Below are 15,201 nucleotides of genomic sequence, written 5' to 3' on the forward strand. Positions count from 1 at the left end.
CAGCAATCATAAAAAGCAAACTCTTGACATTTGTCAAGTAATTATTTTTATTAGTAAATATTCTACACAACTCAGGCTAGATAAGCAAGATAGCTCACCACTACTACCGAATCACTACCTATTCAGCTAACCCGATTTTAGGGAGTCAACTGACCTTGAGTGAAGATGCGCCGAAAGGGTAACTGTGGGGAGAATAGGGAAAAACCACTAGGAAAAACCCGAATAAAATCTTAATATACAGAGTGCCTAGTAGCCATAACGATTGCGCTCACTATCTTTGTAAATTCTATGACAGAGATTAACCCAGAGATCAACCTCATGCAGATAGCGACTATACTCAACCAATATCGATTTGAAATGAGAGGATATAAAGCGCAAGAATTAATCGATCGCTGGTTGCCCATCTATTCGCTAAATTGGATTCGCATGGCGATTTTAGAGGCACTCTATCAGGGACGTTACAAAGTCATTTCGGTGGAGGAAATCCTCAAAATTTGGCACCGTCGCGGCCATCCTACCTTTCATTTTACGGGGGAATTCGAGCGCTTGGTTTGTAAAAACTTGCTAGATTCCCAGTTAAATGGCAAAAAACCAGCAGTTATCCCTAAACGGGAACAGATCAATATACCTTCTCCCACCCTTGAGCAGCCCTGTCCAGAGCCAGAAGCGGGAAAAACCGATAATAATGGCACAGTAGCCACGAGTAAAGATTCTTTACTCAACTTAGAAACTTCTCTTTTTAATGATCCTCGCAAAGGTATGAGTAATGTGGAGGAATTATTCTCGCAGTTAACCCCAGAAACGCCCAAATTCCCTGAATTAGAATCAGTGCCTAAATCGCCTAACAGCCATGGAACGAGGGAGAATTTTCCGGCTAATTTTAAACCGGCAATCGATGAGTTTATCCCTTTGTTAGACCCTTCGGAATTGTATCCCAAATTAAAAGCTGTGGCCCGCTCACAGCATAAGTAGGGTTGGCTGAAAAAGTTTTTCGGTGGTGGCAGGGTGTGGGGTGTGGGGTGGTGGGGTGATGGGGTACTGACACCAATTAATTCCCCGCCCTCAAGAAAAAAAATCGCCCTGACGATTAAAATAGAGTTAACTTTTCCCCTCAAGGCTCTGCTCAATTAACTAAATTATGACATCCTCCTATTTTGGTCTAGAAACCGAAGAAAATAAACTAATTAACTCTAATAATCTCTCGTTCGCCGCTTCTCTTGGTATTCATGGTCTAATTTTAGCGATTATCTTACCTAATTTCCTCAATAATCCAGTGCAGGAGGCAAAAAAGGATTTACGCAACGTCAATCTGATTGAATTGAACCCTCTAGAGCAGTCACGTCTTCCCAGTCTCGACTCCTCCCTATCCAGCTTACCCGGACTGCCTAACCTCAATTCATCTTCTTCCTCTTTGCCACCTCTCCCCCCCATGGATGGTATCCATAACAGCACCTTACCTCCTTTACCCTCGGTTTCTTCCCTTCCCCCTTTACCTTCCTTACCTGCTTTACCTCCCCTCTCCTCTTTACCCTCCGTCAATATCTATTCTCCTCCCGTGGCATCTATCCCATCCCTGGGTAGATTACCGATTCCTCGCAATTTTCCCACTTCTACCCCCAGTTTACCTAGTCCTCCTTCTGTTCCCACCCTGCCAGAGAATAATAATCTGCCGAGGCAGACTAATAACCAGCAGCTCCAGCCTGACTTCGATCCCTACCAAAATAATCTAACTTTAGATAGATTGCGAAATTCGCCCCTTAGTGCATCGCAACAGGCGCAGGAACAATTAAACAATTCCCTAGCCCGCACACCGGAGCCGAATGGTCAATCGCCCCTCGATGAACAGCGTCGTCAACAATTAATGTGGGAAATGCAGGAACGTTTGCGCTCCCTGGAGGCGGATAAAAGCAATACCAGTAACGAGGATGCTATGAGAAATCAGGTGGATTGGCTGGCCAGAGTCCAAAAAACTAATCCTAACGCCTTAAATGAACTAAATCAGCCCAATCAGGGCAGCAGAGGCATAACTACCGTCAATTTGACCGGTAATTATCCCGCTACGGCTTGTTCCCGTCAATTAGCGGGGACGGCGGTTTATGGGGTGACGGTGGATGCCCAAGGCCGCCTCAGCAGTGAACCCCAGTTAATTAAAAGTGCTGGCTTCCCGATTTTCAATCAACAGGGGGCTAGGGAAGTACGCTTAACTCGTTTTAATAATCCCAGTGGTGAGTCGAGAATCTATCAGGTGCGAGTCAGTTTTGCCCCTAACCCGGAAGTGTGCCCAGGGGCGATCGCTAATCCTCCAAAACCAGAGGGTAGCAACCTCAATACCCGTAACTCCCCCCCCGTAACGCCGGCAATTGAAACCCCGCTTCGTCCCAATCAACCGCCGCAACCCCCCGTTAGCCCCCAACCGGATAACGTCAAGCCCCCCGCAGCTACAGGGACAAATCCACCCCAAACCCAGCCAGAAACGCCCAAAGAAGCGATAATCGAAGAAAAAGCCCCAGAAACTCCTCCACAAACCCCCGCTCTCAATCAGCCGGAGGGTTCCCCCGCCGGTCCCCCCACTAGCCAAAATCCTCAACCCGTCAGCGAGGAAGTTTTGCCCCCCGGTCCGCCGGCGTCCGCTAAAACTGAACCAGAAAGTTAGGCCTTTTCAGTGATCAGTGATCAGTTATCAGTTATCAGATGTGAGTTTTAGGTTTACTGATTACTGAAAAAAACTCCCATCTCCCTAGTCCATATTTTTACTCAAATGATTTCCACTTCCCAAATCCCCGATTCTTTTGTCTCACCTTGCCGTCGCGCCTCGGTTAGTCGTACTACCAAAGAAACCGATGTACAGGTGACGATCGATCTTGATGGTAGCGGCAATTGTCGCGCCCAGACAGGAATTCCCTTTCTTGATCATATGTTGCAGCAAATCGCCTCCCACGCTGCGATCGATCTCGATGTACGCGCCACCGGAGATCTAGAAATTGATGACCATCACACCAATGAAGACGTGGGAATCACCCTCGGACAAGCTTTACTGCAAGCTTTGGGAGACAAAAAAGGGATCGTCCGTTTCGGGCATTTTGTCGCCCCTCTCGATGAAGCTTTAGTGCAAGTTGCCCTCGATTTTTCCGGTCGCCCCCACCTCAGTTATGGTCTAGAAATTCCCACCCAAAGAGTGGGAACCTACGATACTCAGCTAGTGCGGGAATTTTTCGTTGCTTTGGTCAATCACAGTCAAATGACCCTACATATTCGCCAATTAGACGGGATTAATTCCCATCATATTATTGAGGCTACTTTTAAAGCTTTTGCCCGGGCGATGAGTATGGCCATAGCGATCGATCCCCGTCGCGCCGGTATAATTCCTAGTTCTAAGGGCGTTTTATAGAAGCACTGCTTAACCGAATTAACGTTAGCTTAGAAGCCCATAATTTGAGCCACTTGGGTTAATTCGGGAGCAATCCCAGATTTTAGTTGATTATTGCTGTGTTTTACCGCCGAATCTGGGTCTTTTAGTCCATTTCCCGTTAAAACACACACTACGGTGGCCCCATCGGGAACCTGTTGATGCACTTTTAATAATCCTGCCACAGAAGCGGCGCTGGCTGGTTCACAGAAAACCCCCTCTTGGCCCCCTAAAATCCGATAGGCTGCCAATATTTCCTCATCGCTGACAGCATGAAATTGCCCTTGACTAGCGTGACTAGCGGCCCAGGCTTTTTCCCAGTTAGCGGGGTTGCCGATACGGATAGCCGTGGCTAGGGTTTCGGGATGGTCAACCGGTTGTTTGGAGATAAAAGGGGCGGCCCCGGCGGCCTGAAAACCCATCATCTTCGGCAGTCGGTCACATTTGCCTATCTGGTGATACTGACAGAATCCCATCCAATAGGCGCTAATATTGCCCGCATTACCCACGGGAATACATAACCAGTCGGGGGCATTACCCAAGACATCGACAATCTCGAAAGCCGCCGTTTTTTGACCCTCTAAACGGTAGGGATTGACGGAATTGACTAAAGTTACGGGATAATTTTCTGATAGTTGGCGGACAATCTTCAGGGCATCATCGAAGTTGCCATTAATAGCGATGACTTCCGCCCCGTACAATAAAGCTTGGGCTAATTTTCCTAAGGCCACATAACCGTCGGGGATAATCACAAAGGCCCGCATCCCGGCCCTTCTTGCATAGGCTGCCGCCGCCGCCGAGGTGTTGCCGGTACTGGCACAAATCACCGCTTTTGCCCCTTCTTCCTTCGCTTTCGAGATGGCCATGGTCATGCCCCGGTCTTTAAAGCTGCCGGTGGGATTTAAACCATCATATTTGACAAAAACCTTGACATCGCGCCCGATTTGTGCTGAGAGATAGGGGGCGGGGATCAGGGGTGTATTGCCTTCTAGGAGGGTAATTACAGGGGTTTTACTGCTTACGGGCAGAAATTGGCGATATTCTTCGATCAAACCGCGCCAGCCGCCGATAGACGAGGATTTAGTGGGTGATTGGGGGATCGATCGAGAAATAGTTGTCATAGCCTTAAGGATACAGATTTGATTAGATGGCCCAGTCTCCTATTTTATCCAATAAGCAGGCCAAAAAATTAATCTCGATCGCCCGATTGGGATTCATGGGGTTTAAAACAGGGATGCGGAAAGATAAAAGACAGTAACAGCCAATAAATGACCTTTTTAGTCAAAAAATAGTTATTTTATCGCTATAAATCTGATTTTTTGCCTTTTTTGTCTTTCAGAGATTGATTTAATTGGGGTTTACTGAATAAATCTAAAAACCTTCTGAAAATCGGTAAAACCCCACACCCACCAAGAAACTTTTTCAGTAAACCCTAATTAGCAGTAGTGCCAGATTAATTTCTTAGCTAGGATAGGCAAGAGGCAGCTGGAAAAAATTCTCCTGTCTCCTGTCACGGCTACTGGCAGTAATTGTGCCGGCATCTGATGTTCAAACTCAAGCAACTATGTGTCAACTTCTAGGCATGAATTGTAATGTCCCCACGGATATCTGTTTTTCCTTCGAGGGATTTTGTGCGCGGGGAGGAAAAACCGACGAACATCGAGACGGTTGGGGAATCGCTTTTTTTGAAGGTTTAGGTTGTCGAATTTTTATTGATGTTAAACCCTCGATCGCTTCTCCCATTGCGGCATTAATTAAAAACTATCCCATCCATTCTACCAATGTTATCGCCCATATTCGCAAAGCTACCCAAGGAGAAATTAAACTAGAAAACTGTCATCCTTTTCGGCGTGAATTGTGGGGAAAATATTGGGTTTTTGCTCATAATGGTCATTTAGAAAATTTCTCACCTCCTGCGGGAGATTTTTATCAACCGGTTGGGGACACGGATTCAGAAAAAGCTTTCTGTTTAATTCTTAATACCCTGCGAGAGACTTTTCCCCAGGGCAAACCTTCCCTAGAACAACTTTATCAAGTCCTAAAAACTATCACAAACTCTATCGCTTGTCAAGGAATTTTTAATTATCTTTTATCCGATGGTGAACATTTTTTTGCCCATTGTTCGACGAAATTAAGCTATATAATCCGTCAGTATCCTTTTGCCGCCGCTCATTTAATCGATGAAGATGTTAGCGTTGATTTTCAAGCTTTAGCTCGTCCGAGCGATCAAGTAGCAATTATTGCCACTACTCCCTTAACTGATAATGAAGTTTGGACAGCGATTAATGCAGGAGAATTATTAGTTTTTCAGGAGGGTGCGGCAATTTTAAGTTAATCTTACCAGTTGTCACTTTGTCGAGATTTTTCTAAATCAATTAACTGAGTTTTTAGCCCTAACCAATCTAATTGATTGGCGAGGCAATCTGACCTGATTTTTCCCGCTTCTAGATAAATGACTCGCTCGGCAAATTCCTCTAAAAAATCTAGTTGATGATTGACCATAATTATCGTCATTGAACTTTGATTATTTAATACTTCTAATAACCTGTTGGCCGTGCCTGTATCCAGAGCAGAGGTGGGTTCATCTAATAACAGTATGCTCGGTTCTAACAGCAAGGCTCTGGTAATTGCCACCAATTGTCTTTGTCCTAAAGATAATTCTAACTCCCCGCGCTCAAACCACTGTTCGGGAATTTTTAATAGGGATGTCCAACGGTCAATTCTCTGATTAATTTCAGCAGGGGTAAGTTTTTTAAATTGCAAAGGATAAGCGAGGGCATCTCGAACAGTCATTCCTAATAACTTCGATTCTTGGAGCAATAAAACTATCTGTTGTCGCAGGGAAATAACTGGTATTTCCTTAATCGATTTACCTTGAAAATAAATATTTCCCGTGCTGGGTTCTTGCAAACGATTTAACAAGCGCAAAATAGTCGTTTTTCCTGCCCCAGATGCTCCGACAATAGCTAACTTTTCTCCTTGCTTGACGCTAAAAGTAATATCTTCTAATAGATAAGCACTTCCTCGTCTTACCGCTAAATTAACCTGTTGTATTTCTAAAATCAAGGTGAGTTTTTTCCTTACTTAGTTTAAAGTTATTATATAATGAAAATAGCCCAATGATTTCGGCAGGTATTCCCCATGGTTAGTCAAGTTAACAAAACCGAGATTATCTATCCTGAGAGCGATGGTAAACCGATGGCAGATAATACTAAACAATTCCACTGGATAGTAACGATTAAGCAGAATCTCGACTGGTTATATATCGATGCTCCCCAGGTATTTGTAGCGGGGGAGCTGTTATGGTATCCCGTGCAAGGCCAGCCAAAAATTGCCGCTGCTCCTGATACGATGGTAGTATTTGGCAGACCGAAAGGCGATCGAGGTTCCTACAAACAATGGCAAGAGGATAATCTTGCTCCTCAAGTCGTCTTTGAGATTCTTTCTCCCAGTAACACCTCCATCGAAATGGCCAAAAAATTGCTATTTTATGATCGCTATGGAGTCCAAGAATACTACGTCTATGATCCCGATGATAATAGTCTAGAAGCTTGGCAGCGAATTGGTGACAGTTTAGACAGTGTTAGTGAGGTTAATAATTGGGTGAGTCCCCGTTTAGGCATTCGTTTTGACTTAACCGACGAGTTAAAAATTTATCGTCCTGATGGTACTCAATTCTCGTCCTACAGCGAAATTAATCAACTACTGGAACAGGAAAAGCAACGGGCTGAAAATGAACGCCAACGGGCTGAAAATGAACGCCAACGGGCTGAACAGGCCAATCAGCAGTTAGTAGAAATGGAAGCAAAATTGCAAAAATATCGTCAACTTTTTGGGGAATTACCTAACTAAGGTTTGAACTAGCGAAGGGAGTATAACAAAAAAAGAGGACTGGTTAGTCCTCTTAACAAGATTAGTTTTCGCTAAATATTAAACACAGAATGATTGCCAGGCCTAGTAGGCTAGACCCATACTGCGGGTGGTTTCTGCTCCGAGATAAACCCGAATGCTTAGGAAATCCGTCGGACAAGCCGTTTCGCAACGTTTACAACCAATACAGTCTTCAGTGCGGGGGGAGGAGGCAATCTGGGCAGCTTTACAGCCATCCCAGGGAACCATTTCCAGCACGTCGAGGGGACAAGCCCGAACGCATTGGGTGCAACCGATACAGGTATCGTAAATTTTAACGCTATGAGACATTGAATTATGACTCCTTACCGAGTGTTCTCCATGTTAAATTTCGGGTTTATCGGTTAGTTTACCTTACAGCGATCTGTTCATCGCTCGATCGGTGACATAACTTTAAACTCTGTAACACTTGGGTCCAAATTGCGATCGCTAGTTGGGGATCGAGTAATCCTAAAATAGCCTTAAAGAATTGCTTGCCAAGGTTACGGGGGGAACCGAAAAAGGTAATCTGGATCGCAAGATAATTTATTTCGTTTGCCAGTATGACAGAAATAGCGATCGAATCGATTCTACAGGAAAATCGGCTGTTTCCTCCCAGTGCCGAATTTTCTCAGAATGCCACAATTAAAAGCTTTGAAGAATACCAGCAACTCTACGCCAAAGCCAAGGCCGATCCCCCGGCTTTTTGGGCCCAATTAGCCGAAAAAGAATTACATTGGTTTGAAAAATGGTCAGAGATTCTTGACTGGCAGCCCCCCTTTGCTAAATGGTTCGTCAACGGCAAGATTAATATTTGTTACAACTGTATTGACAGACATCTCACGACATGGAGACGCAATAAAGCTGCCATTATCTGGGAAGGAGAACCGGGAGACAGTCGCACCATTACCTACGAACAGCTACACCGAGAAGTCTGTCAATTTGCCAACGCTTTAAAGGAATTAGGCGTAAAAAAAGGCGATGTGGTCGGAATTTATATGCCGATGATTCCCGAAGCAGCGATCGCTATGTTAGCCTGTGCCAGAATTGGCGCGCCCCACAGTGTAGTTTTTGGGGGATTTAGTGCCGATGCTTTGCGCGATCGTCTTAATGATGCGGCTGCTAAGGTGGTAATCACTGCCGATGGTGGTTTCCGCAAGGATAAAGTAGTTGCCCTCAAGGAACAGGTAGATCTGGCTCTAGCCGATAATAGCGCCCCCAGTGTGGAAAAAGTTCTCGTTGTTCAGCGCAGCAAGGAACCCATCAATATGGTTGCCGATCGCGATTACTGGTGGCATGATCTACAAAAACAGGTATCTGCTAACTGTCCGGCCGAACCCATGGATAGCGAAGATATGTTATTTATCCTCTACACCAGTGGTTCCACCGGCAAACCGAAAGGAGTCGTCCACACCACCGGCGGTTATAATCTCTACACCCATATCACCAGCAAATGGATTTTTGACCTGAAAGACACCGATGTTTACTGGTGTACTGCCGATGTGGGTTGGATTACCGGCCATAGTTATATCGTTTACGGACCGCTTTCCAATGGTGCAACCACGGTAATGTATGAAGGGGTTCCCCGTCCCTCTAATTTAGGCTGTTTTTGGGATGTAATCGAGAAATATCGGGTTAATATCTTTTATACTGCCCCCACTGCCATCCGCGCTTTTATCAAAATGGGTGAAGATATCCCCAATAGCCGGGATTTATCCTCTTTGCGCTTACTGGGAACTGTGGGAGAACCGATTAACCCGGAAGCGTGGATGTGGTATCACCGGGTTATCGGTAAGGAAAAATGTCCGATTGTCGATACTTGGTGGCAAACGGAAACCGGGGGGATTATGATTACTCCCTTACCCGGGGCAATTGCCACCAAACCGGGGTCAGCAACCCTACCTTTTCCCGGTATTATCGCCGAAGTGGTGGACTTAGAGGGCAATCCCACCCACGCGAATGAGGGGGGTTATCTGGTGGTCAAATATCCCTGGCCCGGTATGATGCGAACAGTCTATAAAAATCCCGATCGCTTCCGCAATACCTACTGGGAACATATCGCCCCCAAAAATGGCCAATATCTCTATTTTGCCGGGGATGGTAGTCGTCAGGACGAAGACGGTTATTTCTGGGTAATGGGGCGCGTCGATGACGTGATGAGCGTTTCTGGCCACCGTTTAGGGACAATGGAGATCGAATCAGCTTTAGTATCTCATCCCGCGGTAGCGGAGGCGGCTGTAGTGGGACGACCGGATGAAATTAAAGGGGAAGAAGTCTATGCTTTTGTGACTCTCGAGGGGCATTATGAAGCGAGTCCGGAGTTAGCGCAAGCATTAAAGGATCACGTTGTCAAGGAAATTGGCATTATTGCTCGACCGGGAGAAATCCGTTTTACCGATGTGCTGCCAAAAACGCGATCGGGTAAAATTATGCGTCGTCTCTTGCGAACTTTAGCATCAGGTCAAGAGATTTCTGGTGATACTTCTACTCTAGAAGATCGATCGGTTTTGGATAAATTACGGGAAGGTGCGTAATTTAATTGCCGGTTTTTCCTAGTAGTTAGGGTGAGGAATTAAGAGTTAATCTTATCTCACTCTAACTAAAGTGATTCTCGGTGAACGTATTTGCTCAAGCACCAAAGCTATAACGGTTCTTCGTTACTTGGTATGGTTCGATCGGGCGGCATAAATCGACTAAATTCTTATCTGGCAAAAGACTTAATTGATTAGTTCGCTCTAGATCGAAAACAATTGACAAATATCGCAGCAATGTCTTTCTCTATAGAGTCCATTTGGTATCTTTCCCAAAATCATTACCCAGTATGGATTAGAGCGAATTAGCCAAAATACCTGTAATTCTTACCCGTGAAGCGTCACAAGAGAGATACCAAATAGGTTATTGACAAATTAGTATATATGTTGTATGACAGGGTGATATACAGAAAGTTGACCCACATCGTTACCCCAGAGAGTGTTATATAGAAAGTTTTCGTATAATATGTAGTTAGCTGGCTTTCGTCCTGCCCCTCAATAGCAGCAGTTTTCTATCTTTAGTAGAGCCTATGCCCATCTACACTTTTAAGGACAAGCAACTTACTGAGGTTAAGAGCACTCAGTTTGGAGCAGAAGGGATTCAAGAGCGTAATGATCTTCAAGCGGCGTTAAGGGATAAAATTACGGTCATCTCTCTGGATACATTGGTTATTGCTGAAGAGTTCTCAGAGTGGACTGAGGGAGCTAGAAGGATTGACCTGCTCGGCATTGATAAGCAAGCAAATTTGGTAGTTGTCGAACTTAAAAGAGATGAAACAGGCGCTCATATGGAATTGCAAGCGCTGCGTTACGGTGCTATGGTTTCTACACTAACCTTCAAAAGGGCTGTTGAAATCCACCAGCAATATCTAGACAAACGCTGCATTGATAAAAGCGCTGAAGAAGAAATCCTCAATTTTTTGGGTTGGAGTGATTCCTTGGAAGAACAATTTCCCAAAGATGTCAGAATCGTCCTCGCCGCTGCTAATTTTTCTAAAGAACTGACTACATCAGTGATGTGGCTCAATAAGCGCGATAGTGATATTCGCTGCGTTCGTCTACAGCCTTATAGACTTGGTGAAGAGCTTCTGCTTGATATTGAGCAGATAATCCCCTTGCCAGAAGCGGAGGAATATCAGGTGAAAGTGCGAGAGCAAGCATCGGCTCAACGAGCTGCTGCCAGTTCTAGCAAAGACAAGACAAAATATCAGTTTCTTGGGAAAGTCTATAATAAGCGCCAGCTTGTCCTGGCTATCGTTGCTCATTATCTGCAGACTCACCCGAATACAACCTTTGAGCAATTACGTCAAGTTTTTCCTGATGCGATTTGTCGGAATTTTGGTGTTGTAGCTCTGCTAGAAAAAGCAGAGTCTAAAGGAGGCGCAAAACGCTATTTCTTAAATGAGGAACAATTACTCAAAACTGGAGAGGGCGAAACCATTGCCGTTTGCAACCAGTGGGGAATTGATAACATTAGTCCAATCCTTGAAATTGCCAAGAGCCAAGGCTATCAAATAGAAGAACTGTAAAACCTTATCCGGCCTTGATTGGAGCGCGTTATACTATATATCGGTCACGAGGATTATTCTCTTTATAGAAAGCACGATAGAGGTCAAGTGGTTACAACTCTTAACAAGCCATCTTCTCTAATTCATGAAATCCAGCTGGAAAACCTGGGTAACTGGAGCTTATTCAAATTCAGTGAATCCCTTCAACTGCGAATGGAAAGCTTGTTGGAAAAGAAAAAAACTGATCAAATTACTCCTGATGAAATTGCTGAGTTAGATGCAATTGGGGAGTTAGATCGAATTTTTACCCATATTAATGCGATGCTTGCTGCTCAAAATGTCAATCAGTCATGAACTTAAGCAAGCAATTCGAGAACGGGCTAAATACATCTGTGAGTATTGTCATTCACCGGAGCGACTGAGTGCTAATCGATTTACCGTTGATCATGTCATTCCAAAATCTTTGGGTGGTTCTGATGAACTTGATAATCTCGCACTTGCCTGTCGTCGTTGCAATGAGAGGCGATACAACTTTGTAGCTGGCATTGATCCAGATACTCAGGAGATTGTTCCTATGTTCAATCCTCGCAAACAAAAGTGGGAAGAGCATTTCGTTTGGCTAAGTCAAGGCGTTGTTATAGAAGGAACTACGCCGATTGGTCGTGCAACTTGTCTTCGGCTTGATTTGAATGATAACCGTTATCCAGAAAACGATTCCATTCGAGAAACAAGACGTTTTTGGACACAAACTGGATTGCATCCTCCAGCAGATGATCCATGCCAAGCCTAAGCAGTGTTGTCGCCAGCCAGTTAACTTCACCGTTGGTTGGATTTCATCAATGATGGGCGATCGCAAATTCGTCGTAAGTTAGAGGATAGTCCCAGTTTAAGCAGTTATCCCGCGCAAATTTTGGACAAGGAATATACCAGAGCGCGTCGGGAAACCGCCAGACAAACAGGTTTAGTCCTTAGCATTTTTCCCGAGTTTTGTCCCTATACTATCGCGCAGGTGATAGAAGATTGGTTGCCCGGTGATAGCCTGGATTGAAGGTTAAATAATACTAAATCCGGTTATTAAAGACTGATTATCTATTCCCCCTTTTGCATGAGTGCCTGTCCTGATATGTAGCCTATACTCAAGGGATTTAGTATAAATTACCTAAAAAAGCAAAAAGGGAAATATATTCCCTTTTTCTGGCTTTTATGGACCCATATGCTAAACGATTTCGGGTTTAACACCTCTTTGGTCGAGAACTTTCTGTAATTCAGCTTCGTCGGTTTTGGTCAAAGAAGTGCGTAACACTTTACCTCCGTAGGGGGCCACTTCATCGAGGACCTTATCGGGGGTAACTTTTTGGACGAGAACAAAGAGAGCAGAGGTACTGGGCTGCAGGGTTTCTCCCAATTCGCGCATAAAATTGTCATCCACACCGATATCAGTTAAAGCACCTCCCAAAGCGCCACCAGCAGCACCGAGGACAGCCCCTAATAAAGGGGATAAAAAGAGCATTCCGATTAATAATCCCCAGAAACTGCCACTAGCGGCTCCTGCTGCCGTTAAATTGACCGCTTGCTTGAGTTTAATCTGGCCATCTTTGTTTTTAACCACTACGGCAGCATCTTCTAACTCGATGAGATGTTCCTGTTGCAGTTTAGCCAAAGTTAAACGAACTTCTTCTGCTTTAAATTCGTCCTCATAGGCGATGACAAATAGATCAGCCATAGTTTTTCCTCGATTATTAGTAAATAAAACCTTTATACACTACTTTTGCCGGATTAAAACGTTTGAGGTATTCTCCGATACCTCAAACCCATGGAGATTAGGTGTCATAAATACGAGCTTCAAAAGCATCGGGATTTTCTTGACAGTATTCCTCAAAATAGGTTTTTTCCGGTTTTTTAGCGCGTTGGTGTGCCAATTCTGCCTGTAATTCCTCAACAATATCCCAAGCTGCGGCACAATCGGGAGAATTTCCCCCTTTTTCAGCACATACTGCCCGGGCAATATCTCTAGCTTTGATAATCTCCGCTTCTAAATCAAGACTGCGGGGCTTTTCGACGGCGTTACCTTTATGGAGGATGTCACTAACAGATATAACACCGAGTAAATCACCTTTAATTACCGGTGCGAAACGAATACCGGTATTAGCAAATAAGCGAGCTACATATTCAACCCCGAGGTCGGGATTAATCACGATGCAGGGTTTGCTCATCACTTCATAGACTCGCACCTTTTGCGGATCTTGACCGAAAGCGACGACTTTATAGACAATATCGGTTTCAGTGATAATTCCGTAAGCATCTTCATCGTGACGGCGATCAACAATGAGAGTTCTAATGTTCTTTTCTCTCATCAATTGTACTGCTTTGGCAACGGTTTCAGAACCTTTAATCTTGGCCACCTCCGTGGTCATAATTTCAGCTGCTTTCATAGTCATAGTTAGAGAAGTTAAGTTGTGCCTTTGTTATTTTAGGGTATAAACTGACCCCTAATGCTGACGGCTGACGGCTAAAAAACCGCTCCCTGATTAACGCCATTCTACCAGTTGTCGTTCTTGGACAACCAAACCATATACTGTCTCGGTTTGACGGGCTAAATTCGCCCAATGAAAGCGTTTTTCTAGGTCTTCGTAGGCGTTATTAACTAATTTTTGAGCGTATTCGGGATGATTTAAAACCTCTAAAATGCCCCAAGCGAGGGAATCGGGATTATTGACCCGGGTGACAATTCCCGTTTGGCCATGACGGACAACTTCGGGAAAACCGCAGGTATCGGAAACTACCACGGGAACCCTAGCGGCGAAACTTTCCAAGGCGACAATACCAAAAGGTTCGTAAAGACTAGGAAAAACGGCACAATCGGCCACGGTTTGGAAGCGATCGAGGTTTTCATCGGACATAAAGCCCGTAAAATAACAATGATGCCAGATACCGAGATGCCAGGCCTGTTGTTTGAGTTTGTCGGTATTGCCGCCACCGATAATGACAAATTTAGTTTGACCCTCGGTCTGGACGAGGACTTTTGGGGCAGCGTTGAGTAACACCGAAACCCCCTTTTCAAAGGTCATACGCCCGACGTAATAGACGATTTTTTCGTGATCTTGGGCATATTGACGACGAAAAGCTTGGTAATCAAAGTTAGGGTCTCTTTGCTTTTTCTCGGCCCGAATACCGTTATAAACCACATCGATTTTATCCCAGGGTGCGCCCAAAGCCCGATGGACTTCATGACGCATATAGCCAGTGCAGACGATAATGCGCCAAGCATTATAGACGAGGGTTCCCTCTTTGCTGCCGATATAGCGTTGGGTGTCGGTGTGCAGTCCGTTATAACGTCCGTATTCCGTGGCGTGAATAGTGGCAATCAGGGGTATTTTAAAGAGATGTTTCATGGCAATGGCCGCATCCCCTACTAACCAATCGTGGGCATGAACAAGGTCAAATTTTCCGTATTCGGCGATTAGTTTGCCGCCCTGTTGCCCCATGCTGTTATTCATGTTGACCACCCAATGGAAAAAGTCATTGCCGGGGGGTACGGGGACGCGGTGGATGTGAATGCCTTCGACCAGTTCGTAACTGGGGGCCTGACCGAATTCGATCGTGATTAAATGGACTTCATGACCGAGTTTGACGATTTCGGGATAGAGTTCAGCGACATGACGGGCGATACCGCCCACTAATCGCGGTGGAAATTCCCACGCTAACACTAAAATCCTCATTTTTCCCTAACCTCGACCTGATTTAAGCTGTTGACATACTCCCACCGTCAAGCTACGCTGTGACGGGGGATTCTTGACCTATCACTATCGGAAATTCCTTGTTCAACGAGACAGCTTAGATTCTCAATGTCTCCACTGAAAACCTTTCT

The 15,201-nt window shown here is 45.0% G+C and carries 15 protein-coding genes and 2 pseudogenes; 10 read left to right on the forward strand and 7 right to left on the reverse strand.

All coding sequences use genetic code 11. The features are described from left to right. The first annotated feature begins 288 nt into the window (after window positions 1-288). The 3 genes from EWV84_RS17455 to hisB all read left to right on the forward strand — a co-directional run bounded on the left by EWV84_RS17455 (window position 289) and on the right by hisB (window position 3,388). Window positions 289-972: a hypothetical protein gene (locus EWV84_RS17455; protein WP_287079028.1), complete on the forward strand. Its 684-nt coding sequence runs from the start codon at window positions 289-291 to the stop codon at window positions 970-972. A 166-nt stretch (window positions 973-1,138) separates the two neighbouring features. Next, window positions 1,139-2,653, forward strand: a complete 1,515-nt coding sequence (locus tag EWV84_RS17460; protein WP_287079029.1) for an energy transducer TonB — start codon at window positions 1,139-1,141, stop codon at window positions 2,651-2,653. A gap of 105 nt (window positions 2,654-2,758) precedes the next feature. Further along, entirely contained in the window at window positions 2,759-3,388 is a 630-nt protein-coding gene (hisB, locus tag EWV84_RS17465; RefSeq protein ID WP_002782099.1) for an imidazoleglycerol-phosphate dehydratase HisB, read from the forward strand. Between the two features lie 29 nt (window positions 3,389-3,417). Here hisB and thrC read toward each other — a convergent pair whose 3' ends face one another. Beyond that, complete coding sequence (gene thrC, locus EWV84_RS17470; protein WP_016515533.1) at window positions 3,418-4,527, reverse strand: threonine synthase; 1,110 nt, start codon at window positions 4,525-4,527, stop codon at window positions 3,418-3,420. A gap of 443 nt (window positions 4,528-4,970) precedes the next feature. Here thrC and EWV84_RS17475 point away from each other — a divergent pair, with 443 nt between their 5' ends. After that, the gene (locus EWV84_RS17475; RefSeq protein WP_287697491.1) at window positions 4,971-5,741 is read left to right on the forward strand and encodes a class II glutamine amidotransferase; all 771 of its coding nucleotides are present in this window, start codon (window positions 4,971-4,973) and stop codon (window positions 5,739-5,741) included. A gap of 2 nt (window positions 5,742-5,743) precedes the next feature. Here the strand turns inward: EWV84_RS17475 and EWV84_RS17480 are convergent, their stop codons facing one another. Continuing rightward, window positions 5,744-6,472 carry an ABC transporter ATP-binding protein gene (locus tag EWV84_RS17480; protein WP_287079031.1) on the reverse strand — a complete coding sequence of 243 codons (729 nt, stop codon included), beginning with the start codon at window positions 6,470-6,472 and terminating at the stop codon, window positions 5,744-5,746. 75 nt (window positions 6,473-6,547) lie between these two features. On the opposite strand from EWV84_RS17480, the gene EWV84_RS17485 reads away from it, so the two are divergent. Continuing rightward, window positions 6,548-7,258 (forward strand): Uma2 family endonuclease, encoded by a 711-nt coding sequence (locus EWV84_RS17485; RefSeq protein ID WP_287079032.1) that lies wholly within the window; start codon window positions 6,548-6,550, stop codon window positions 7,256-7,258. A gap of 102 nt (window positions 7,259-7,360) precedes the next feature. Here the strand turns inward: EWV84_RS17485 and psaC are convergent, their stop codons facing one another. Next, window positions 7,361-7,606, reverse strand: coding sequence for a photosystem I iron-sulfur center protein PsaC (gene psaC, locus EWV84_RS17490; RefSeq protein ID WP_002734319.1), 246 nt, complete (start codon window positions 7,604-7,606; stop codon window positions 7,361-7,363). Window positions 7,607-7,857: 251 nt separating this feature from the next. On the opposite strand from psaC, the gene acs reads away from it, so the two are divergent. The 5 genes and pseudogenes from acs to EWV84_RS17515 form a co-directional block, all read left to right on the forward strand. Continuing rightward, the gene (gene acs, locus EWV84_RS17495) at window positions 7,858-9,828 is read left to right on the forward strand and encodes an acetate--CoA ligase (protein ID WP_287079033.1); all 1,971 of its coding nucleotides are present in this window, start codon (window positions 7,858-7,860) and stop codon (window positions 9,826-9,828) included. A 527-nt stretch (window positions 9,829-10,355) separates the two neighbouring features. Continuing rightward, window positions 10,356-11,354 (forward strand): PDDEXK family nuclease, encoded by a 999-nt coding sequence (locus tag EWV84_RS17500; protein WP_287079034.1) that lies wholly within the window; start codon window positions 10,356-10,358, stop codon window positions 11,352-11,354. Between the two features lie 87 nt (window positions 11,355-11,441). Further along, window positions 11,442-11,687, forward strand: coding sequence for a hypothetical protein (locus tag EWV84_RS17505; RefSeq protein WP_286825736.1), 246 nt, complete (start codon window positions 11,442-11,444; stop codon window positions 11,685-11,687). Further along, window positions 11,671-12,123: an HNH endonuclease gene (locus EWV84_RS17510; RefSeq protein ID WP_287079035.1), complete on the forward strand. Its 453-nt coding sequence runs from the start codon at window positions 11,671-11,673 to the stop codon at window positions 12,121-12,123. Before EWV84_RS17505 ends, EWV84_RS17510 begins: the two co-directional genes overlap by 17 nt. A 33-nt stretch (window positions 12,124-12,156) precedes the next feature. Then, window positions 12,157-12,381: pseudogene (locus EWV84_RS17515) on the forward strand (DUF29 domain-containing protein); the annotation flags it as partial. Window positions 12,382-12,549: 168 nt separating this feature from the next. Here EWV84_RS17515 and EWV84_RS17520 read toward each other — a convergent pair. From EWV84_RS17520 to EWV84_RS17535, 4 genes and pseudogenes are all read right to left on the reverse strand, one after another. Next, entirely contained in the window at window positions 12,550-13,056 is a 507-nt protein-coding gene (locus EWV84_RS17520; protein ID WP_287079036.1) for a DUF1269 domain-containing protein, read from the reverse strand. A gap of 97 nt (window positions 13,057-13,153) precedes the next feature. Continuing rightward, window positions 13,154-13,771: a CP12 domain-containing protein gene (locus EWV84_RS17525; RefSeq protein WP_149986108.1), complete on the reverse strand. Its 618-nt coding sequence runs from the start codon at window positions 13,769-13,771 to the stop codon at window positions 13,154-13,156. A gap of 90 nt (window positions 13,772-13,861) precedes the next feature. Beyond that, window positions 13,862-15,052 carry a glycosyltransferase family 4 protein gene (locus tag EWV84_RS17530; RefSeq protein WP_287079037.1) on the reverse strand — a complete coding sequence of 397 codons (1,191 nt, stop codon included), beginning with the start codon at window positions 15,050-15,052 and terminating at the stop codon, window positions 13,862-13,864. Between the two features lie 47 nt (window positions 15,053-15,099). Further along, a pseudogene (locus EWV84_RS17535) lies at window positions 15,100-15,201 on the reverse strand (zinc ribbon domain-containing protein); the annotation flags it as partial.

Origin of the sequence: Microcystis sp. M_QC_C_20170808_M3Col (assembly GCF_007095505.1) — a bacterium.
GTDB lineage: Bacteria > Cyanobacteriota > Cyanobacteriia > Cyanobacteriales > Microcystaceae > Microcystis.